Origin of the sequence: Variovorax sp. DXTD-1 (assembly GCF_003984625.1) — a bacterium.
Classification (GTDB): Bacteria; Pseudomonadota; Gammaproteobacteria; order Burkholderiales; family Burkholderiaceae_C; genus Variovorax.
Genome location: NZ_RWKH01000029.1, coordinates 1 through 21,437, shown reverse-complemented (window position 1 = coordinate 21,437; position 21,437 = coordinate 1). Strand labels below are relative to the sequence as shown.

Annotated in this window: 17 protein-coding genes; 8 read left to right on the top strand and 9 right to left on the bottom strand. The window is 66.0% G+C overall.

All coding sequences use genetic code 11. The annotated features are described in order from the left end of the window. Window positions 1–117 precede the first annotated feature (117 nt). From EJI00_RS22550 to EJI00_RS22530, 5 genes are read left to right on the top strand one after another with little or no spacing between them, the layout of a single operon-like run. Window positions 118–888 carry an ABC transporter ATP-binding protein gene (locus EJI00_RS22550; RefSeq protein ID WP_126749714.1) on the top strand — a complete coding sequence of 257 codons (771 nt, stop codon included), beginning with the start codon at window positions 118–120 and terminating at the stop codon, window positions 886–888. A gap of 1 nt (window position 889) precedes the next feature. Further along, entirely contained in the window at window positions 890–1,597 is a 708-nt protein-coding gene (locus EJI00_RS22545; RefSeq protein ID WP_126749713.1) for an ABC transporter ATP-binding protein, read from the top strand. Window positions 1,598–1,654: 57 nt separating this feature from the next. Further along, window positions 1,655–2,851 carry an ABC transporter substrate-binding protein gene (locus tag EJI00_RS22540; RefSeq protein WP_126749712.1) on the top strand — a complete coding sequence of 399 codons (1,197 nt, stop codon included), beginning with the start codon at window positions 1,655–1,657 and terminating at the stop codon, window positions 2,849–2,851. Between the two features lie 44 nt (window positions 2,852–2,895). After that, window positions 2,896–3,771, top strand: a complete 876-nt coding sequence (locus EJI00_RS22535) for a branched-chain amino acid ABC transporter permease (protein ID WP_021008140.1) — start codon at window positions 2,896–2,898, stop codon at window positions 3,769–3,771. A 6-nt stretch (window positions 3,772–3,777) separates the two neighbouring features. Further along, window positions 3,778–4,764, top strand: a complete 987-nt coding sequence (locus tag EJI00_RS22530) for a branched-chain amino acid ABC transporter permease (protein ID WP_126749711.1) — start codon at window positions 3,778–3,780, stop codon at window positions 4,762–4,764. Between the two features lie 54 nt (window positions 4,765–4,818). Here the strand turns inward: EJI00_RS22530 and EJI00_RS22525 are convergent, their stop codons facing one another. From EJI00_RS22525 to EJI00_RS22510, 4 genes are all read right to left on the bottom strand, one after another. Next, on the bottom strand, window positions 4,819–6,654 hold the full coding sequence (locus tag EJI00_RS22525; protein ID WP_126749710.1) for a bifunctional metallophosphatase/5'-nucleotidase: 1,836 nt from the start codon (window positions 6,652–6,654) through the stop codon (window positions 4,819–4,821). A 93-nt stretch (window positions 6,655–6,747) separates the two neighbouring features. Then, complete coding sequence (locus tag EJI00_RS22520) at window positions 6,748–7,203, bottom strand: hypothetical protein (RefSeq protein WP_126749709.1); 456 nt, start codon at window positions 7,201–7,203, stop codon at window positions 6,748–6,750. Window positions 7,204–7,295: 92 nt separating this feature from the next. Next, the gene (locus EJI00_RS22515) at window positions 7,296–8,366 is read right to left on the bottom strand and encodes a lipocalin-like domain-containing protein (RefSeq protein ID WP_185868188.1); all 1,071 of its coding nucleotides are present in this window, start codon (window positions 8,364–8,366) and stop codon (window positions 7,296–7,298) included. Next, complete coding sequence (locus EJI00_RS22510; RefSeq protein WP_126749707.1) at window positions 8,366–9,442, bottom strand: PLP-dependent cysteine synthase family protein; 1,077 nt, start codon at window positions 9,440–9,442, stop codon at window positions 8,366–8,368. Before EJI00_RS22510 ends, EJI00_RS22515 begins: the two co-directional genes overlap by 1 nt. 99 nt (window positions 9,443–9,541) lie before the next feature. Between EJI00_RS22510 and EJI00_RS22505 the strand changes: the two genes are divergently transcribed. Then, window positions 9,542–12,052 carry a penicillin acylase family protein gene (locus EJI00_RS22505; protein WP_126749706.1) on the top strand — a complete coding sequence of 837 codons (2,511 nt, stop codon included), beginning with the start codon at window positions 9,542–9,544 and terminating at the stop codon, window positions 12,050–12,052. A 633-nt stretch (window positions 12,053–12,685) separates the two neighbouring features. Here EJI00_RS22505 and EJI00_RS22495 read toward each other — a convergent pair. From EJI00_RS22495 to EJI00_RS22475, 5 genes are all read right to left on the bottom strand, one after another. Further along, on the bottom strand, window positions 12,686–15,292 hold the full coding sequence (locus tag EJI00_RS22495) for an FtsX-like permease family protein (RefSeq protein WP_126749705.1): 2,607 nt from the start codon (window positions 15,290–15,292) through the stop codon (window positions 12,686–12,688). Window positions 15,293–15,321: 29 nt separating this feature from the next. Next, the gene (locus EJI00_RS22490; RefSeq protein ID WP_126749704.1) at window positions 15,322–16,554 is read right to left on the bottom strand and encodes an RNA polymerase sigma factor; all 1,233 of its coding nucleotides are present in this window, start codon (window positions 16,552–16,554) and stop codon (window positions 15,322–15,324) included. Between the two features lie 215 nt (window positions 16,555–16,769). Continuing rightward, window positions 16,770–18,131 carry an NAD(P)H-dependent oxidoreductase gene (locus EJI00_RS22485; protein ID WP_126749703.1) on the bottom strand — a complete coding sequence of 454 codons (1,362 nt, stop codon included), beginning with the start codon at window positions 18,129–18,131 and terminating at the stop codon, window positions 16,770–16,772. Between the two features lie 4 nt (window positions 18,132–18,135). Further along, window positions 18,136–19,011 (bottom strand): phytanoyl-CoA dioxygenase family protein, encoded by an 876-nt coding sequence (locus EJI00_RS22480; protein ID WP_126749702.1) that lies wholly within the window; start codon window positions 19,009–19,011, stop codon window positions 18,136–18,138. After that, a complete protein-coding gene (locus EJI00_RS22475; RefSeq protein ID WP_126749701.1) occupies window positions 19,008–19,721 on the bottom strand; it encodes a GntR family transcriptional regulator in 714 nt (237 codons plus the stop codon). Before EJI00_RS22475 ends, EJI00_RS22480 begins: the two co-directional genes overlap by 4 nt. Window positions 19,722–20,082: 361 nt before the next feature. Here EJI00_RS22475 and EJI00_RS22470 point away from each other — a divergent pair, with 361 nt between their 5' ends. Together EJI00_RS22470 and EJI00_RS22465 are read left to right on the top strand one after the other, a co-directional pair. Beyond that, window positions 20,083–20,703 carry a hypothetical protein gene (locus tag EJI00_RS22470; RefSeq protein ID WP_126749700.1) on the top strand — a complete coding sequence of 207 codons (621 nt, stop codon included), beginning with the start codon at window positions 20,083–20,085 and terminating at the stop codon, window positions 20,701–20,703. 15 nt (window positions 20,704–20,718) lie between these two features. Continuing rightward, the coding region (locus EJI00_RS22465) for a hypothetical protein (RefSeq protein WP_148110644.1) at window positions 20,719–21,437 on the top strand (719 nt) is incomplete at its 3' end.

Sequence of the window (21,437 nt, the reverse complement as noted above, 5' to 3'; positions counted from 1 at the left end):
TTTGCCCCAGTATGCAAGTGCGAGGCGCCCACCAACAATCAGGCCGCGCTCGGTAGTGGCGCATGAGATGGACCGCATGACCGACATATCTTTCCTGAACCCGGGCGACTTCGCGAGATGAGCGACGTCATTCTGGAAACACGCCAGCTCACCAAGGAATTCAAAGGGTTCACCGCGGTCAGCAAGGTCAACCTGTCGGTGGTGCGCGGCTCCATTCATGCGCTCATCGGTCCCAACGGGGCTGGCAAGACCACCTGCTTCAACCTGCTCACCAAGTTTCTCGAGCCGACCAGCGGCACGATTCTTTTCAACGGGCAGGACATCACGGGCGAGCAGCCCGCGCAAATCGCCCGGCGCGGCATCATCCGCTCGTTCCAGATCTCGGCAGTGTTTCCGCACCTCACGCTGCTGGAGAACGTGCGCCTCGGCCTGCAGCGCGCGCTCGGCACTTCGTACCATTTCTGGAAGAGCGAAAAGACGCTCACGCCGCTGGATGCGCGCGCCCGCGAACTGTTGGCCGAAGTCGGCGTGGCAGACCAGGCGGACGAGCTGACCGTGAATCTGCCTTACGGCCACAAGCGCGCTCTCGAAATTGCCACCACGTTGGCCATGGACCCCGAGCTGATGCTGCTCGACGAACCCACGCAGGGCATGGGCCATGAAGACGTGCACCGCGTGGCCGAACTCATCAAGCGCGTGTCGGCCGGCCGCACCATCCTCATGGTCGAGCACAACATGAGCGTGGTCTCGACCATTGCAGACACCATCACCGTGCTTCAGCGCGGCGCGGTACTGGCTGAAGGTCCGTACGCTGAAGTCTCGAAGAATCCGCAGGTGATGGAGGCCTACATGGGCACCACCGAAGGTCAACTGCAGGGGGCTCATTGACATGACCGCCGCGCTTGAAATCAAGGACCTCCACGCCTGGTACGGCGAATCGCACGTGCTGCACGGCGTCAACATGGTGGTGCAGCCCGGCGAGGTGGTCACGCTGCTTGGGCGCAATGGCGCCGGGCGCACCAGCACGCTGCGCGCGATCATGGGCCTGACCGGCTCGCGCAAGGGCAGCATCGAAGTGAACGGCGTGCAGACCATCGGCATGGCCACGCACCGCATCGCGCACCTGGGCATCGGCTATTGCCCCGAAGAGCGCGGCATCTTCGCGAGTCTCTCGGCCGAGGAAAACTTGCTGTTGCCGCCCGCGCTCAAGGGTGCGGGGCAGGGCATGTCGGTGGCCGAGATCTACGAGATGTTTCCCAACCTGGCCGAGCGCCGCAACAGCCCCGGCACGCGGCTTTCGGGCGGCGAGCAGCAGATGCTGGCGGTGGCGCGCATCCTGCGCACCGGCGCCAAGCTGCTGCTGCTCGACGAGATTTCCGAAGGCCTGGCGCCCGTGATCGTGCAGGCCCTCGCGCGAATGATCCACACCCTGCGCGGCAAGGGCTACACCATCGTGATGGTGGAGCAGAACTTCCGCTTTGCCGCGCCGCTGGCCGACCGCTTCTACGTGATGGAGCACGGCCGCATGGTCGAGGCCTTCGGCGCCAAGGAGCTCGACGCCAAGATGCCCGTGCTCAGCGAACTGCTGGGCGTGTAGCCGAGCACTCGGCAATCGTTTTTTCCGTTGACTCTCTCAAATCATCCAGGAGACACCATGCAAACCAAGCTCAAAATCATTGCTCTCATGCTCGGAGCCGCGGGTCTTGCGAGCCATGCCGTGCAGGCACAAGAGAAAGTCGTCATCGGCTACATCAGCGACCTCTCGGGCCTGTATGCCGACCTGGAAGGCAAGGGCGGCGCAACCGCCATCCAGATGGCCATCGACGACATGGGCGGCAAGGTGCTCGGCCAGCCGGTGGAAGTGCTGAGCGTCGACCACCAGAACAAGCCCGACATCGCCGCCTCCAAGGCCCGCGAGTGGATCGACACCGCCGGCGCCACGATGATCTTCGCAGGCACCAACTCGGGTGTGGCGCTGGCCACCGCCAAGGTGGCGCAGGAAAAGAAGCGCGTGTTCTTCACCAATGGCGCGGCCACCTCGGCGCTCACCAACGCGCAGTGCAGCCCCTACACCGTGCATTACGCGTACGACACCGTCGCGCTCGCCAAGAGCACCGGCGGTGCCGTGGTCGACACGGGCGGCAAGAGCTGGTTCTTCCTGACGGCCGACTACGCCTTCGGCCACGCACTCGAGGCCGACACCGCCAAGGTCGTCAAGGCCAAGGGCGGCTCGGTGGTGGGCACGGTGCGTGCGCCGCTCAATGCGTCGGACTTCTCTTCTTTCCTGCTGCAGGCGCAGAACTCCAAGGCCCAGGTGCTCGGCCTGGCCAATGCCGGCGGCGACTTCATCAACTCGATGAAGGCGTCGAAGGAATTCGGCATCGACAAGACAATGAAGGTCGCGGGCCTCCTGGTGTTCCTGACCGACGTGAAGAGCCTGGGCTTGCCGGCCACGCAGGGCCTGCTGCACACCACCAGCTGGTACTGGGACGCCGACGACGAGTCGCGCAAGTGGGCCGCCCGCTATGAAGCCAAGACCAAGAACAAGCCGACCGACATCCAGGCCGCCGACTACTCGGCCACCATGGCCTACCTCAAGGCCGTGGAAGCGGTGAAGAGCACCGATGCCGACAAGGTGATGGCGCACCTCAAGAAGACGCCGATCAACGACTTCTACGCCAAGGGCGTGATCCGCCCCGACGGCCGCATGGTGCACGACATGCTGCTGGCCGAGGTCAAGAAGCCTTCGGAATCCAAGGGCCCGTGGGACCTGCTGAAGATCGTCAAGAAGGTGCCGGGCGACCAGGTCTACACGACCAAGGAAGAAAGCACCTGCGCGCTCTGGAAGTAATTGTTCCCCCCAGTTTTTGACGCCTTTCTGAACCTGTTTCCACGATGAACATCTCTATGCCTGCCCTGTTGAGCCAGCTCCTGTTGGGGCTGGTCAACGGGTCGTTCTACGCGATCCTGAGCCTGGGGCTGGCGGTGATCTTCGGGCTGCTCAACGTCATCAACTTCGCGCATGGCGCGCTGTTCATGATGGGGGCGGTGCTGTCGTGGATGGCGATGAATTACTTCAACGTCAATTACTGGGTCATGCTGGCGGTGGCGCCGCTCATCGTCGGCCTGTTCGGCGTGCTCATCGAGCGGCTGCTGCTGCGCTGGATCTACAAGCTCGACCACCTCTACGGCCTGTTGCTCACGTTGGGCCTCACGCTGCTGATCGAAGGCGGCTTCCGTTCGGTGTACGGCGTCTCGGGCCTCGCCTACAACACGCCGGAAGCGCTGAGCGGCGGCACCAACCTCGGCTTCATGTTCCTGCCCAATTACCGCGCATGGGTGGTGGTGGCGTCTCTGGTGGTGTGCTTTGCCACCTGGTATGCCATCGAGAAGACGCGGCTCGGCGCCTACCTGCGCGCGGGCACCGAGAACCCGCGGCTGGTGGAGGCCTTCGGCGTCAACGTGCCGCTGATGGTGACGCTGACCTACGGCTTCGGCGTGGCGCTTGCCGCATTCGCGGGCGTGCTTGCCGCGCCGGTGATCCAGATCTCGCCGCTGATGGGGCAGAACCTCATCATCATCGTGTTCGCGGTGGTCGTCATCGGCGGCATGGGCTCGATCATGGGGGCGATCCTCACGGGCCTGGGGCTCGGCGTCATAGAAGGGCTGACCAAGGTGTTCTATCCGGAGGCCTCGGCCACCGTGGTGTTCGTGATCATGGTCGTGGTGCTGCTGATTCGTCCGGCCGGCCTCTTCGGCAGCGAGAAGTAAAAGTCCATGAAGAAAATATCGCTCGTCGTCTACGGTGTGCTGCTGCTGGCGCTCATTGCCGCACCCTTCATCGGCTTCTACCCCGTGTTCGTGATGAAGGTGCTGTGCTTCGCACTGTTCGCCTGCGCCTTCAACCTGCTGCTGGGCTACACCGGCATGCTGTCTTTCGGCCATGCCGCGTTTCTAGGCGGCTCGGCCTATCTCACGGGCCATGCGCTCAAGGTCTGGCACCTCACGCCCGAGCTTGGACTGATCGCGGGCACGCTGGCCGGTGCGCTGCTGGGGCTGGTGTTCGGCTGGCTTGCCATTCGCCGCCAGGGCATCTATTTTTCGATGATCACGCTGGCGCTGGCGCAGATGATGTATTTCGTCGCGCTGCAGGCCAAGTTCACCGGCGGCGAAGACGGCCTGCAGAGTGTGCCGCGCGGCAAGCTCTTCGGCCTCGTCGATCTGCGCGACGACCTCACGATGTACTACGTGGCGCTGGTCATCGTCGTCGCGGCCTTCCTGCTCATTGCGCGCACCGTGCACTCGCCTTTCGGGCAGGTGCTCAAGGGCATCAAGGAAAACGAGCCGCGCGCCATTTCGCTCGGCTACGACGTCAACCGCTTCAAGCTGCTGGCCTTCGTGATCTCGGCCGCGCTGTCGGGCTTGGCCGGCTCGCTGAAAACGCTGGTGCTCGGCTTCGCATCGCTGAGCGACGTGCACTGGACCGCATCGGGCCACGTCATCCTGATGACGCTGGTGGGCGGCCTCGGCACGCTCTCGGGCCCGCTGGTGGGTTCGGCCGTGGTGGTGCTGCTGGAGAACAAGGTCGGCGACTTCGGCACCTTCATGGCGCGCGTCACCGGGGTCGACTGGTTCAACACGCTCGGCGAATCGGTGACCATGGTCACCGGCCTGATCTTCGTGATCTGCGTGCTTGCGTTCCGCAAGGGCATCATGGGCGAAGTCATCGCCTTCATCGACCGCCGAAAAGGCAAGGCGCGATGAAACAAGAAAGGCGGACCCTGTCCGCCTTTCTTGTTTCCGGGACAGGAAGCCCGCTCAGGGCAGCACGGTAATGCGGTTGGCCGCTGGCGGCGACAACGGGCTGTTCGCCTTGATGTAGGCCTCCAGGGCGTCCACGTCCTGGTCGCCGCCCAGCGTGCCCGTGCCCTGGTTGAACACCGTGAAGTTATCGCCGCCGGTCGCCAGAAAGCTGTTCATCGTCACGCGGTAGCTTGCGCCGTCCGTCATTGCGGTGCCGTTGAGCGCCATGTTGCTGATGCGCGAGCCCGCGGGTGCCGAGAGGCTGTAGCTGTAGCTCAGGCTGCGCGAAGGCAGCAGAACCCTTGGCGATTCGATCGGGTTGGTGCCGCTGTTGAACTGCTGCTCCAGCAACGCCTTGATCTGCGCGCCCGTCATCGTCTTCACCACCAGGCTGTTGCCGAAGGGCTGCACGCTGAAGAGTTGGCCATAGGTCACGCTGCCGTCGTTGGCCGGAACGAGGTCGGCCCGCACGCCGCCCGGGTTCATGAAGGCGATTTGTGCGCCGCCCTTGTTGCTGGGGCTGGTGGCATCGAGCTGCGCATCCGCAATCAGGTTGCCGAGCACGCTTTCGCGCGACGTCGACTGCGTGCGCGTGGCTGGGCCCGAGAGGGTGCCCACCACACGCTGCACCAGCGGGGCCGCAACGGAAAGGTACTGGCTGATGAGTGCGGCCACTTCCTGGTTCTTGCCGAACACGGGGTACTGGTCGGTCACCGCCACTGTGTTGGCGCCGCTGGTGTAGGCCTCGCCTTGCACGATCACGTTGTCGGCCGACTTGGCCGTGACCTTGCGCGTGCGCGTGTCGATCGTCAGGTTGATGTCGGTCAGCAAGGTGCCGTACTGGCCGGCGCTCGTCAGCAGGAAGGGCTTGGCCGGGTTGGTCTTGCTGTAGTCGCAGATGTACGAGCGGTGCGTGTGGCCCGAGATCACCACGTCGACGGCCGCATCGAGCTTGTTGAGAATCGGCAGGATGTCGCCGCTCAGCCCCGCGCAGCTCTTGTCGTTGTAGCCCACGGTGGTCGTGGCGCCTTCGTGCACCACGACGACGATGGCGTCGGCGCCCTCGGCCTTCAGCTGCGGAATCAGCGCGTTGGCGGTGTCCGCCTCGTCCTTGAAGCTCAGGCCCGCAACGCCGGCCGGCGTCACGATGCTCGGCGTGCCCTTCAAGGTCATGCCGATGAACGCTACCTTCACCGTGGCACCGTCCTTGGTGAAGGTCTTCATGCCCGTCGCGGGGAAGAGCGTGTTGCCATCGGTCTTCACGGTGTTGGCCGCCAGGAACCCGAAGTTGGCGCCCGGAAAGGCCTTGTTGACTCGGCATGGCTCCAGCGGCGTGTTCTTGGCGCAGCCGCCGTTCTTCATGCGCAGGAGTTCGGTCTGGCCCTTGTCGAACTCATGGTTGCCGACCGCATTGAAGTCGATCTTCATCGCGTTGACGGCTTCGATGGTCGGCTCGTCGAGGAACAGCGCCGACACCAGCGGCGAGGCGCCGATCATGTCGCCCGCGGAGACCACGGCGTTGTTCTCGTTCTTGGCCTTGAGCGACGCAATTGCCGAAGCGAGGTATGCGGCGCCGCCCGCCGGCACCGGCACCGTGCCGCCGCCGCTGGCCGGGGCGGTGATGGAAAGCCTGGGCGGCTCGAGGTTGCCGTGCAGGTCGTTGAAGGCGATGAGCTTCACGTCCACGCTGCCTGGCGTTGCCGGAGCAGGCGGCGGTGCCGGAGGAGCGGGGGCCGGTGCCGGAGGCGGGAGAAACGGAATGAAGCCGTTCGAGTCGTTGCTTCCGCCGCAGGCGGACAACGTGGCCAGGACGACCCCCGCCATGGCGAGATGTTTCAGCGATGCAGGCATGAGCCTCTCCTCTTTTTGATGGAATGCAGCGCATGCTGGACAAGGCAGATGACGTCACCATGACCGCCATTGCATCGCACGCACATCGCACGCTCAGGAGAGTGGAATGAGGCGGATGGTTACCTCAGGCCCGAAGGCGCGTTGCAACAGTTGCTTTGCTTGCGTGCTGTGACCGTCATCCGGCGACTGCACGGCCAGCCATGCTTCGGTGGCGTGCCGCTGCAGGTGCCAGCCCTCTTGCCCAAGGCGGATGAGGCTGGCGAGCGATGCGGCATCGGCCACGGGCAGCGCCGCGGGCGCGATGTCCAGCCAGTCCACCACCTGGTTGGCTTCTCCGCCGAGCCGCGCGGTCGCGCCCTCCACCAGCACCTGTTGCGTGGCCGCGTCCCTCACCGTGCCCTGGAGGACGATGCCGTTGCCGTGCCAGCGGATTTCAAGCAGTGCGTTGGTTGCAGGCGATGCGGATCGCGTGGCCGCGAACACCCACGCGGCACCCGCAGCAGCCACTACAACCATCAGCAGCGCGATGAGCCGGAGTCTTCTGTTCATTCAAGCCTTGGTGCACGTTCAATCGTGCAATGTCGGAGGCCGAGTTCATGGCCTCTGCATGACGGCTTGATGACAGACGCGCGCTGGGCGACTCAGAGCCGCAGCGGTGCGGCGTAGCCGGTCATCTCCAGGTAGCCCCGGCCGACCCGGCGGCCTTGCGCATCGAGCAGGTCGCTCACGCCTTCCCAATACACCCCGCCGGTGGAGCCGCGGCTGTCGAGCTCCTGGTCTTCGAGCAAGGCGCGCACCTCGTAGCTTCCCGATGGGGTCTGCACGCGCCAACAGGTCGGGTAGCTGGCCTGCGTGCGCGGGCTGGTCCACGCGTTCGCGCCGTCGAAGCGCACCTCGTCGTTGCTGAAAACGCGCAGCGCACCGTCGCGCGAGCGAAACGAACCGCCGGCCCACAGCGCACTGCCGTCGCGGCGCCGCAGGCGAAAGGCGGTGAGGGCGCTGCCGTCGTCCAGGTTCATGCCGATCCAGTCCCAGCCCACGGCATCGGGATGCATCAGCGCCTCGCTCCATTCGTGGTCGAGCCAGGCCGTTCCATCGACCTCGAAGGCCTGGCCCTTCAGCGTGAGCCGGCCCTGCGTCTTGAGCTGCGGCTCGCTGTAGTAATAGCTTGCCTGTGCTTCTTCGGGGCCCTTGCGCGACAGCCCCGCCCTGCCTTGCAGCAGCACCGGCTGCGTGGGCGCAAAGCGCAGGTCGAGCGTGAATTCGCCCGCCGGCACGCGCGCCGCATAGCCGCCGTCCTTGCGCACGAGCGACCAGTCGCGCAGGCGCACGTCGGTGTCGGCTTCGCTGGCCGATGCAACGCCGAAGCCCGCGCGCGCAATGCGCTGGTCATGCAGCAGCACACGGCCTTCGAGGTCGGTGACCGCGGCGTGCGCAAACACGAGGTTCTTGGCCGCGAACGCCGAGCGCATGCCCTGCGCGGCATCGACGCGCGAGCGAAAGAACGTCACCTGAAAGCCGAACTCGCGCCCCGCCGAAGTTCTTGCGTGGCCCGTGATGTACCACCACTCGGTGCGCAGGTCGGGGTGGCTGCCGAAGTCGCGCGGAAACTGCAGGGTGCGCTCGGGCAGCGCCCAGCTTGCGGGCGCTGCGGCCAGCGCCGCAAGCAGCAGGCTGCGGCGCGAGAGCTTGCAGAAGGCCGGCGCAGGCATCACTGCGCAACCAGCGCGTCGATGCGCTGCTTTGCCGGGCCCACGTCGCCGAAAGCGCTCTGCACCCACGCCGCATCGTGATAGCTCGGCAGGTAGCGCTCGCCCGCATCGCACAGCAGCGAAAGAATCGAGCCTTGCTGGCCGGCCGCACGCATCTCGCGTGCAATGGCCAGCATGCCGACAAAGTTGGTGCCGGTCGATGGTCCGACCTTGCGCCCCAGCAACGCCGAGAGCGCATGCATGGCGGCCACCGAATCGAGGTTGGGCACTTCGATCATGCGGTCGACCAGCGTGCGGACGAAGCTCGGCTCCACCCGCGGCCGGCCGATGCCTTCGATGCGCGATCCCGCCGCAGTCAGCGTTGCATCGCCCGTGCGGTGATAGGCCGAGAACACCGAGCCTTCGGGGTCGGGCACGCACACCTGCGTGTCGTGGCAGCGAAAGCGCACATAGCGCCCGATGGTGGCGCTGGTGCCGCCCGTGCCCGCGCCCACCACGATCCATGCCGGCACCGGATGCCGCTCGCGCGCCATCTGCTGGAACATGCTCTCGGCAATGTTGTTGTTGCCGCGCCAGTCGGTTGCGCGCTCGGCATACGTGAACTGGTCCATGTAGTGGCCGCCGGTCTGCTCGGCGAGTGCGCGCGCCTCTTCATAGACCTGCGCCGCATGGTCGACGAAGTGGCAACGCGCGCCGTAGAAGGCGATTTGCGCCACCTTTTCGGGCGAGGTGCTGCGCGGCATCACCGCAATGAAGGGCAGGCCGAGCAGCCGCGCGAAGTAGGCTTCGCTCACGGCGGTGGAGCCGCTCGAGGCTTCGACGATGGTCGTGCCTTCGCGCACCCATCCGTTGCACAGCGCATAGAGAAAGAGCGAACGTGCGAGCCTGTGCTTGAGGCTGCCCGTGGGGTGGGTCGACTCGTCCTTCAGGTACAGGTCGATGCCGGCCGCGGCAAGCGAGGGCAGCGGCAGCGGGATCAGGTGCGTGTCGGCGCTGCGCTGGTAGTCGGCTTCGATGCGGCGTATGGCAGAGCCGAGCCAGCCGCCGCATGAAATGGAGGAGGGTGTTTGCTGCATGTAGGAGGAAGTCTACAAGTCATCCCTCGCAGTACCCAGCGGATATGCAAATCGGGATACTGTGCGCTGCCAAATTCCACCCGGCAGGAGACAAGACGCATGAGAACAAGACACCTGCGCCCCGTGTTGCGGCGCTCGTTAGGTCAAAGGCATTCCATCGGCGCCGCGGCGCTCGCGGCCCTTGTGCTCGCAGGCTGTGCATCGGGCCCTCCGGGCGTGCAGACGCCACCGCGCGCGCCGTCGTCCTTTGCCGTGCCCGGCCTCGAGAAGCCGGCCGAGGTGCTGGTCGACCGCTGGGGCGTGCCGCACCTGTATGCCGGCACGCTGTACGACGCATTCGTTGCGCAGGGCTTCATGGCGGCGCGCGACCGGCTCTGGCAAATGGACCTGTGGCGCAAGCGCGGTCTCGGCGAGATGGCCAAGGACTTCGGCCCCGCATGGGTCGAGAGCGACCGTGCCGCGCGTGCCGTGCTGTATCGCGGCGACATGTACCGCGAGTGGCTGGCCTACGGATCCGATGCCAAGCGCGTGGCCGAGGCCTTTACCGCCGGCGTCAACGCCTACGTTGCCCAGGTGCGCGCGCAGCCTGCGCTGCTGCCGACCGAATTCGCATTGCTGGGCTACCAGCCGGCGGTGTGGTCGCCCGAAGATGTGGTGCGCATCCGGCACCACGGCCTCACGCTCAACTTCACATCCGAGATCGACCGTGCCCGCGCTTTCTGCGCCGGCAGCGAAGGCATCAAGGCTGATTGGCTGCGCCGCGAACTCGATCCGCCGGTCACGCCGCAGGTGCCGCCCGGTTTCGATCCCTGCAGCATTCCGGCGGCCGAGTTGCGCGCCGCCTACCTGCGCGCCACCGAGTCGCCGCGCTTCACCAAGGAGAACACGCGGCTGGCCGGTGCGGCCGCAGCTTCGGTGGCCGCAAAGACCGATGAAGAAGATGAGCAACAGGCCATGCAAGGCGACCCCACGGCCGCCTATGGCAGCAACAACTGGGTCATCGCGCCAAGGCTCACCTCCACCGGAAGGCCCATCCTCGCCAACGACCCGCACCGCGCCCATGGCGCGCCGAGCCTGCGCTACATGACGCATCTGAGCGCGCCGGGCATGGACGCCATCGGCGCGGGCGAGCCCTTCCTGCCCGGTCTTTCGATCGGCCACAACGGCACCATCGCATTCGGCCTCACGCGCTTCTACATGGACCAGGAAGACCTGTACGTGTACCAGCTGAATCCGCAGAACCCGAACGAGTACCGCTACCAGGGTCGATGGGAGCCGATGACGAACGTGACCGAGCGCATTGCGGTGCGCGGCGAGAGCGTGTCGCGCGAGGTGGTCAACACCTTCACCCGCCACGGCCCGGTGCTGCTTGCCGAGCCCGGCAAGCAGCGCGCCTTCGCATTGCGTGCGGCGTGGCTCGAACCCGGCATGGCGCCGTACTTCGGTTCCATGGACTACATGCGCGCGCAGAACTGGGACCAGTTCCGCGCCGCGATGAACCGCTGGGGCGCCCCGGGCGAGAACCAGGTCTATGCCGACCGCAACGGCAACGTCGGCTGGATGCCGGGCGGCCTGACGCCCATCCGACCCAACTGGGACGGCCTGATGCCCGTGCCGGGCGATGGCCGCTACGAGTGGTCGGGCTTTCGCAACGGCGACGAACTGCCTTCGGAGTTCAACCCCGCGCGCGGCTACGTGGTGACCGCGAACGAGAACAACATTCCGCCCGATCATCCGGCCGCGAAGAAAGGCATCGGCTACGAGTGGAGCGACGCGGCCCGTGCACGCCGTCTCAAGGAACTGTTCGCGGCAAAGGCGGCGGCGGGCTCGCGCTTCACCATCGAGGACTCTGAGCGCATGCAGAACGACATCGTCGCGACGCCCGCGCAGCGGCTGCTGAAGCTCCTGGCCGGCTTGCGCAGCGACGATGCGCAGACCGCGGCCGGCCTGCGTTTGCTGCAGGGTTGGGACGGCACCATGCACCGCGACAGCGCCGCCGCTGCGTTGTACGAGGTTTGGAGCAGCAAGACCCTGCGTGCAGCCGTGCTCAAGGCCGGGGCCGGCGACGCGGCCGCATCGCTCGCCGCGCCCGGCGACAACACACGCATGGTGCTGCTGCTCGAAAACCCGTCCGGCTGGGTCAGCGATGCGCAGCGCAACGCCTTGCTGCTGCAGACCCTGCCGCCGGCGATGCAGGAGCTCACCGCCAAACTCGGGCCTGACATGACGGGCTGGAAGTGGGGCGCGCTGCATCGTGCGGAATTCCGGCATCCGCTGGGCGGCGTGGTCGATGCGGCTACGCGCAAGAAGCTGGAAGTTGGCGACTGGCCGATGTCCGGTTCCGCCTTTACTCCGATGGCTGCGAGCTACCGTGCCAGCGACTACAGGCTGACATCGGGGGCTTCGTTCAGGATGGTGCTGGACGTGGGCAACTGGGATGCCTCGCGGGTGATCAATACGCCGGGGCAGTCGGGGAATCCAGACAGCCCGAACTATCGGGATCTTGCGCCGTTGTGGCTTGAGGGGAAGTACGTGCCGCTTGTGTATAGCCGGGGGGCTGTGGAGAGGGAGACTGTGGAGCGGGTTCTTTTGGTACCTGTTGGGCGGTAGCTTGGTTTCGGGGCCGGGATTCCGCCCGGCGGCGGACTCACTTTCTTTTGCTTCGCCAAAAGAAAGTAAGCAAAGAAAAGGCGACCCCACTGTCTGCGACCCTCCGCTTCGCTGCGGGCAACCTGCGGTGCTCGGTTTTCGCGGGGTCTCGCAGAACTCGCTTCGCTCAAACAGCTGCGAGCCCTGATCCGCGAAACCCTCCGCTCCTCGGCGCATACAGAGGGGCTTGGAAGCCGAACGGGCCTTTGCTTCGCTCGGCCGCCAAGCCACCGCGGCGCTGCGCGCCGCAGTGGTTAGGATGAGTTGGGATGTTTGTATTGGCGGTTGGCTGTTGGCTGCTGGGGCCGAGCGAAGCGAAGGCCGCCCGCTCCCACCCCTTCTGTATGCGCCGAGGAGCGCAGATGGAGGCGGGATCAGGGCCGCAGCTGTTTGAGCGAAGCGAGTTCTGCGGACCCCCGCCGGAGTCGAGCACCGCAGGTTGCCCCGTAGCGAAGCGCAGGGGACGCAGACAGTAGGGGTCGCCTTTCTTTGCTTACTTTCTTTGGCGAAGCAAAGAAAGTGAGTCGCCCGCCGGGGCGAGACCCGGCCTCGGGAAACAAACCAGGCCCGCCATCGGCAAGCAAACCAACGCCTTTACCAGTCCTCTTTCACCGCGAGCACCACGTCCTTGCCCGCTGCGGCCCGTCCCGCCAGCCAGGCGGTGACGGTGCCGGCCACCACCACCGCGCCGCACAGAGCCAGCAGCCTTGTCCACGGCACCAGCAAGTCCATGGTCCAGTGAAAGCTCTGCGGATTGACGACCTTCACCAGCACCACCGAAACGGCCAGCCCCAACACGAGCCCGGCCACGGCACCGATGGCCGTCCATGCGGCACCTTCGCCCGCCACCACCGCCAGCACCTGTTGCCGCGTGAACCCCAGGTGCGCAAGCAGGCCAAACTCCTTGCGCCTTGCCAGCACCTGCGCGCTGAAGCTCGCCGCAATGCCGAAGAGCCCGATCGCAATTGCCACGGCCTGCAGCCAGTAGGTCACCGCAAAGCTGCGGTCGAAGATGCGCAGCGAGGTCGCGCGGATCTGCCCGACCGATGAAATCTCGATGCTCGAACCAGAGCCCTCAATTCCGCTCGGCTGGCGCGCCGCCAACTCGCGAACCGAGGCCTGAACCGCAGCCTCCGATGCGCCCGGTGCAAGCCATAGCGACACGTCGCTCACCTCGCGCTCGCCCGTCAGGCGTTCGAAATCACGTGCATCCATGGTGATGGCGCCGAACTGACGCGCGTAGTCGCGCCACACGCCTGCCACGAAGAACCCCGCTAGCCCGGAACCTGCAGTGCCCAATGCAGACGAAAGCGGCGCGAAGAGGGCGCCCGGCTTCGCGCCATACAGCTCCACCATCGGTTCGCTCACGTAGATGCCGATCTGCCCCGCAGGCACCGGTAGCGCGGGGCCCACCAGCGGCAACGCCTGCGCCGCGCCGCCTTCGAGGCTTCGCGCAATCAGCGTGACGGCGGGCTGCGCGGGGTCGAGCTGCAACGACCGGGTGCGCAGCGTGCCGGTGCGTTCCACGCCGGGCAGTTGCGCCAAGGCCTGCACGTAAGCGGGCGAGAAGGTGGCTGTGTCGCTGCTGTTCTGCGTGCCCGAATTGCCGGAGCGGCCGCTCGACGTGGCACGTAGATAGAGATCGGCCGGCAGCACCACGTCGAGCCAGCGCGTCACCGAGTCGCGAAAGCTCGCGACCATGACCGTGAGTGCAACCGCAAGGCTCAGGCTGGCGACCACACCGCTGACAGCCACGGCTGCGGTGCCGCGCATGCGCCTTGCACGCTCGATGGCCAGCATCGGCAGCACGCGCTGCGCAAACGCGGGTGCAATGCGGTCGTACAGCAGCGCAATCAGCCAGGGCAATGCCGTGATGCCGCCCACCAGCAGGCAACCCACCGAAAGATATGCCGCCACCGGAATGCCGCCCACAGCGGGCATGTTGGCCAAGGCTGCGCTTGCCGCAATGAGGCCGAGCGCCAGCCAATGGCTTCTGCTTTGCACCGGCGCGGCGCCCAGGCCCTTGAGCGTTTGCGCCTCGGGCAGCGCCTGCGCCGCGCGCGCGGGCCACCAGCCGCCCACCAGCGCCGCAAGCACGCCGAGCCCGCCGTACAGCAAGGCCGAGCTGGTGCTCCAGTGCAGCGTGGGTGCCACGCCCTGGAAATAGCCACCGCCCAGGTCACCGCCGAGCACGCGCAAAGCAAAGGCCGCGAGCGCAGTGCCCAGCGCCAAGCCGGCGGCGCTTCCTATCAGGCCGAGCACGAACGACTCGGCCAGCACCAGCCGCAGCCGCTCGCGCGGCGTCAGGCCCAGCACGCCGAGCAGGGCGAATTGCTGTGCGCGCTTGGCCACGCTGAGCGCCAGCACCGAGAACACCAGGAACGCACCGGTAAAAAGCGCCACCAGCGCCAGCACCGTCAGGTTGACGCGGTAGGCGCGCGAGAGATTGCTCACGCGTTCGGCCGCATCGCCGGGCTCGGCAAACTGCAGGCCCGCGGGCCAGCCTGGGGCGCGCTGCAGCGATGCGATGAAAGCCGCCCGGTCCGTGCCAGGAGCAAGCCTCAAGTCGACGCGGCTGAGCTGGCCCGCTTTGTCGAACAGGTCTTGCGCAGCCCCGATATCCATCACGGCTAGCGCGGTGCCGGTAGCGGCCACGTGGCCCGCCACCTGGAGCCGGTGCCAGTCGCCGCCGCTGCGCAACTGCACCGTTTCGGCAAGGTCTTCGCCGGCCTGCGCGGGCAGGCCCAGCACGTTGCGCGCCGCGGCGTTCAGAAACACATGGCCCGGTACCAGCATCGCGAAGCGATCGGCGTTCTTGCGGGGCTGCGGCATCAACGCCGGTGCAATGGCCGGCAACGCCAGCGCGTCGACGCCGATCACGCGCATCGGCACCTGCCGCTCGCCGGCCAATGCGAGGCCCTGGAACTCGAGCACCGGGCTCGCCAGCGTCACCTGCGGATGCTGCGCGAGGCGCCCGAACACCGCTTCATCGAAGCTGCCTTGCACGGCACGCACTTCGAGGTCCGGCTGGCCGTTGACAGACCTCACGGCGCTGGAGAACTCATCGAGGGCCGACGCGTTGATGAGCTGCACAGAGAACGCAAGCGCCACGCCCAGCATCACGGCCAATACCGCTGCGGCATTGCGCCACGGGTGATGGCGCAGTTCCTGCCAGGAGAAGGTGGTGAGCAAGGCGCGCATGCCGCCATTGTGGCCGGCGCGCAGAAAAGTCAGAGCCGCTCGGACATCCCGTTGAGATATGCGCGCACGGCCGCGCTCGCGCTCAGGCCGATCGCGCGATCGAAGGCCTGGCGCGCGGCGGCACGGGCGCCGCCTGCCGAGAGCAGGTGGCCGCGCGCCGCCCAGAAGGGCTGGTAGCTCGCCACCTCGTCGGCCGCAATGGCATCGAGTGCCTGCAGGCCGATGTCATGCCCACGTGCTTTCGCGAGGGCGCAGGCGCGGCTCACCTGGGCGCCGACGCTGGGGCGCAGCGCCAGCAGGTTGTCGTACAGCGCAACCATCGTTTCGGGCGCCACCGGCGCGCCGACGCGGCGCTCGCAATGGGCCGACTGGATGGCGGCTTCCAGTTGGCAGGCGCCGGGGCTGTTCATGCTCGATGCTTGCCGCAGATACTGTTCGGCCTGCGCAAGCAGGTCCGGGTCCCAGCGTGCCATGTCCTGCTGTTCGAGCGGCACATAGGCGCCGGCATCGTTGAGCCGCGCCGCCGCCCGGCTCTGGCAAAACAGCATCAGCGCGAGCAGGCCGAGCGGCTCGGCTTCGTTCGGCATCAGTGCGCACAGGATGCGGCCAAGCTCGATGGCTTCGGCGGCAAGGCCGCGGGGCAGGGTGTCCGCGCCATCCACGTCGTCCCAGCCGTTGCCGTAGGCGGCATGGATGCCTTGGAGCACGTCCCGCAAGCGATGCGGCAGTTCGCGTGCTTCGGGATATTCGAAAGAAACGCCCGCGCTGCGGATGCGCGCCTTGGCCCGCACCAGCCGCTGGCCGAGCGTGGAAGGCGAGGTGAGAAACGCCCCCGCCAGGCGGGCTGCATCGAGCCCGAGCAGCGCCTGGAGCATGAGCGGCGCGCGGGCGGCGGCGTCGATGTCCGGATGCGCGCAAACGAAGAGCAGCCGCAAGCGCTCGTCTGGCACCGCAGCGCCGTCGACCGTGCCCACATCGACCTCGCCGGCCAGCAGAAGCAGGGCTTGGGTGGCGTCATCCTGGATGCGGCTGTGGCGCCAGGCGTCGAGCTTGCGATGCCGTGCCACGCTCAGCAGCCAGGCGTCGGGCTGGTCGGGAATGCCGTCGGCGGGCCAGCGTTCGAGAGCCCTTGCAAAGGCTTGCGCGAGCGCGTTTTCCGATGCGGCAATGTCGTGCGTGCGCGCTGAAAGAATCGCGAGCAGCCGCCCATACGATTCACGCGCCGCCCGCTCGGCGGCTCGGGGAGCCGCCAGTTCGTTCACGGTGCGCCCGGAGTTCCAGTTGCACAGAAGCTGAATTGCATGGTGTTCTCCGTCGAGGACAAGCTCGCCGAGCAAGATTGCTCACCACAATGACGGCTCGCAGCCAGTCATTTCGACATGCGTATGGCATGCCGAACAATTAATTCTTTCCCTAAAAATGCGCCGGCGCAATGGCAAAAGCCAAGGGCCGCGCGCGGATGAATTCCGCGGACCGGCTAGGCAGCCTTGGCCTGCGCTGAGGGCGCAAACATGGCTTCCAGCTCGGCGCGCAACTGGTAGGCGTGGGTCGAGGTGTCCATGGCCACGTCGGCCCAGCAAAGGCTCTGGCCTTTCTTCACCGCGCGCACCAGCTTGACGTTGTGCGCCAGCCCGAGCGGCAGGCCGCCCAGCCGCATGGAGCGCTCGGCCGGCAGCAGCTTGCCCCAGACGGTGTAGCCGCCTTCTCCGTCGAGCATTTCGCCGGGCGCCAGGTCGCGCTTGGCGGTGGCGACCACGTCGGCGTTCCAGCAGGTGGCCACGCCGGTGGGCTCGCCGCGCAAGGCCACGCTGGCCACCGACATGCCGACTTCCAGGCCGATGAGGTGCCAGCGCTTGTAGAGCGTGAAGTAGCGGCCGCTCGGGTCGGTGTGGGCGTTGTATTCCTCGAAGCAGTTCTTGATGTAGTCGGTCTCGGCCTCGACCGTGACCCACACGCCCATGCGGATGTCGTAGGGAATCTTTCGCCCATTGGCTTCGAGCGATGAAATCACTTCGACCATGCCCTTGCGCTCCAGCACGCCGCCTTCGCTCTGCGGGCGCGTGACGAAGGGAATGTCTTCCACGCTCGCGGGCGGGTAGAGCAGGCCGTCCGAAGGCACGGTGAGGCCGGTGGCGTTGGCGACGGCCGAGCTTTCTATCGAAGGCTTGGAGCCGTCGAGAAAGCTGTTGAACATCTTCGGGTTGAGCCCGCCGCGCAGCGCCTGTTCGGGCGTGAGGCCGTAGTTGCCCCACACCGTTTCCGGCGTCGATTCGGTGAAGTGCGGCAGCCACTTGTGGCCGCGTCCGGCGGCCACCACCGGAAAGCCGCAGGTGCGTGCCCAGTCGACCAGGTCGCAGATGAGCGCAGGCTGGTCGCCGAAGGCCAGCGAATAGATCACACCGGCCTGCTGCGCCTTGCGCGCGAGCAGCGGGCCGCAGAAGGCATCGGCCTCCACGGTCACGTTCACCACGTGCTTGCCATGTGCAAAGGCATCCAGGCAATGATCGACCGCCGCTACCGGGTTGCCGGTGCACTCGACCACGATGTCGATGGAAGGCTCGCGCGTCACGGCCTGCCAGTCGTCGGTGATCCATGTGCTGCCGGTCTTCAGCGCCTGCTGCACAGAGCTCGCGGCGGTGCGCTCGGCCTGCCAGCCGACCCGCTCCAGATTGACGCGCGCGGCGGCTGGCGAAAGGTCGGCAATGGCCACCAGGTGCACGCCGGGTGTGCGCGGAATCTGCGCGAGATACATGGAGCCGAACTTGCCGGCGCCGATCAGGCCGATGCGGATGGGGCGGCCTTCGGCGGCGCGCTGCTGCAGGCGGGTGTAGAGGCTCATGAGGTCAGGTCTCCACGGTGTCGAGAGTTTCGAGCGAAGTCTGCAGCGCGCTTTCGGGCAGGCCGTTCTTCCACGGCACCTCGACCGGATAGGGCTTCAGCAGGCAATCGTCGGGCAGCATCTCGATGGGCGTGAAGTCCCGGTGCGCGATGTACTCTGGCCGCTTGTGGCGCCGAATGTGGTTGGTGACGGCGCACAGGCTCAGGTACACCGCCACGCGGTTGAAAGGCGAGAGGTTGCTGCCCGATGCATGCACGAGGCAGCTGTGGAAGAGGATCATCGAACCGGCGGGGCCCTTGGGCGAAACGATGCCGCCATGCTTGCCGCCGGCGCGGTCCACCAGCTGGCGGATCAGGTCGTTGTCGACCGTCCAGAGCGGGTAGCTCGTGGTCGTGAGGTCATGCTTCGCATCGACCACGCCCTTGCGGTGGCTGCCCGGAATGAACATCAGCGGGCCGTTGTGCTCGTTCACGTCGTCCAGAAAAATGGCGACGTTCATCGCGCGCTCGGTGGGCATCAGGTCGTCGTTGAGCCAGGTGCCGTAGTCCTGGTGCCACTGCCACACGTCGCCCTCGAAGGCCATCTTGCCGTTGATCTTGAACTGGTGCATGTAGACCTGTTCTTCGAACAGATCCATCACCGGCTCCACCATGCGCGGATGCCGCGCCAGGCGGGCAAAGGGCTCGCTGATCAGGTGCGCGGCAAAGTTGGTGCGCACGGCGTCCGAGCCTTTCTCGCGCACGTTGAAGGCTTCGCGCCGGCTGTAGAGCTCGGGCACCGCATCGGTCAACACCTTCGTCTCTTCGGGTGAAAAATGGCCAGGAAAGAACAGGTAGCCGTCGCGCTCGAACTGCGCGCGCTGGTCGGGGCGCAACTTCATGCCTTGTCTCCTTTGCGGTGGGTGGTGTGGTGGGTGATCGATGCGCTGCGCGCCAGCTGCTGCGCGAGCCGCTGGCTCAACGCTTCACTGGCCTGCGCAACGTGTTCTTCGCTCAGCTGCGCGGCACGTTGCGCGTTGCCTGCGGCAATGGCGTCGGCAATGGCCTGGTGCTCGTCCCACAGCGATTCGCGCTGCGGCTCGGCCTGCAGCACGGCGCCCATGGCGCGGCGCAGGTGGCGCCAGTGCTGCCCGGCGCTCTGGCCGATGAGCGGATTGCCGGACGCCTCGTAGATGGCCTCATGAAAAGCCAGGTCGGCATCGATCATGGCTTCGACATTGCGCCCGCGTGCTGCGCGCCGGCCGCGCTCCATCAGCTTGGGGTCGATGCGAAAGCGCTGGCCCGCCGCCAGCCGCGCGGCCAGCACGTCGAGTGCGCCGCGCACCTGGTAGACCTTGCGCATCCACTCGGCGTCGAGCGGTGCCACCAGCACCCCGCGGCCCGGTGCATCGAGCACGAAGCCGTCTTTCTTGAGCAGGCGCAGGGCCTGCAGCACCGGCTGGCGCGACACCGAGAGGCGCTGCGCAATGTCTTCCTGCGTGATGCGTTCGCCGGGCGCCAAAGCGCCGCTGCTGATGGCGCCGAGCAGGGCGCGGTAGACCTGATCGACGAGGTCGGGGGCGGCTTCGATGCTGATGAGCTGGGCTGGCATGGATCGTCTTTCTCTGAACTCTGTATACAGAGTACGAAATTCCGCGCCGCCGCGTATCCCGGGTTTTTACCCACCCCGGGCATAAGGGAGCCTTCCGCGACTGAAACCAATCCGTATCGCCTCCCGGAGGTGGAGAGGAGCGGATTTTTCGTGAACAAGTTCTCCCGGAGCGACTGGAACGGGCTGGCCCCAATCTTCATCCGGTCGAGCGCTTCACAATGGTCATCATTGGCGGCCAGCCCAGGGGCAAGAGCCGCACCATGGGCGGCGTCGAACGCGAATTGATGCTTCAGGGCGGTGCCTGCTAAATGACCGAGTCTGCCCGTTCAAGACACAAACACAACAAGCAAAGGGAAACACCATGCCAATCAGCCCCGAACTGCAAGCCAAGATCGATTCACTGGCTTATGACCCCCTGAAAGAAAGAATCATGGGCGTGCTCTCACTCCCCAGAGAGCAGCGCCCCGACGACGAGGATGTCTTCTTTTACTGCTTGGGAAGCAACTCGCTCCCCTTGAAAGAAAAAGACGCTCAGTGGGATGCCAACCCGCTCCAATGGCGAGAAAACGTCACCCCGGAACTGCTGGCCAGGATCGATGCGTTGACCGATAAGAATTTCAAGTCGGACGTCGTCCGCTTTCTTCACAACTACTCCGAAAGGTTCCCCTTCACACCTGAGGATCTTTTTGACTTTTCCGCGCTCGGCCGCTTGGAGGCCAGGGCGAGGCGAGTCCTTCGGGAAGAGCGTCTGTACAAATGGCGCGAAGACGAGGTGGTCGCGTTTATTCACTACCTCGAAAATGACGTCCGATTCGTCTATGACGAATACCTCCGGCAGGAGCGCAACGGCCGACAGATCAATGTGGAACTCTCGCTCGTGATGAGTACCCTTGCAAGAGAGTGGCACCCCGGTCTTGACCGGGACGATTGGGACGAGTTGATCAGCAAAGTCCGTGACTACACCCACGCCCACTTGATCTGACCGCGAGGCCGCACCATGTTCACCCCCACCCGCCCCAACGGCTATCTCCTCGCCGACACCAACAGCCTCGTCTACGCCTACGGCGCAGGCGGCACCCGGCAGCTCGAGACCTATTTCAGGTTTGCAAAAGAGCAAGGTCGTGAATTCGCCATCACCAGCACAGTCGCCAAGGAAATTAAAGATGGCCCCCTCAGACAAGAACTCGGCCGCTACATCGCCGACAAAGGCATCAAAGTTCTCCCAACCCCAAAACTCGAACGACAACTGGAGACCGGCCAAGTTTCCAGTAAGAACGCCGGCGAAGCCTCCATGCTCGAAGTGGCCGCCGAAGAACACGCCAAAGGCCGCAGTACCCGCATCTGGTCCGAAGACAAATTCTTCGAGAATCCGCAACAGATGCGCGGCGCGCAGGGCGTCGAGCCCGTCAAGACCTCCCAACTGCTCGACCAGATGCGCGAAGGCCAGTTCATCTCCGACGCCGAATACCGCAGAGCCCGGGCAAGCTACCAGCAGACCAGTCCCGTGTTCCAGCCCGGCAGTGCCAGCCACAGCCCACGCCTTGCCACCTTCGACGGCCCCGCACCCCGCGTGCTGGACCACCTGGGCGCGGCCGACGCCCGCATCGCCGCCAAGCCCGGCTTCCAGACCTTCACCAAAGTCGGTGGCGCGGCCAGCGTCGGCCTGCTGGGCTACGACTTCGTCACCACCGCCAGTCAATACAACGCCCTGACCGG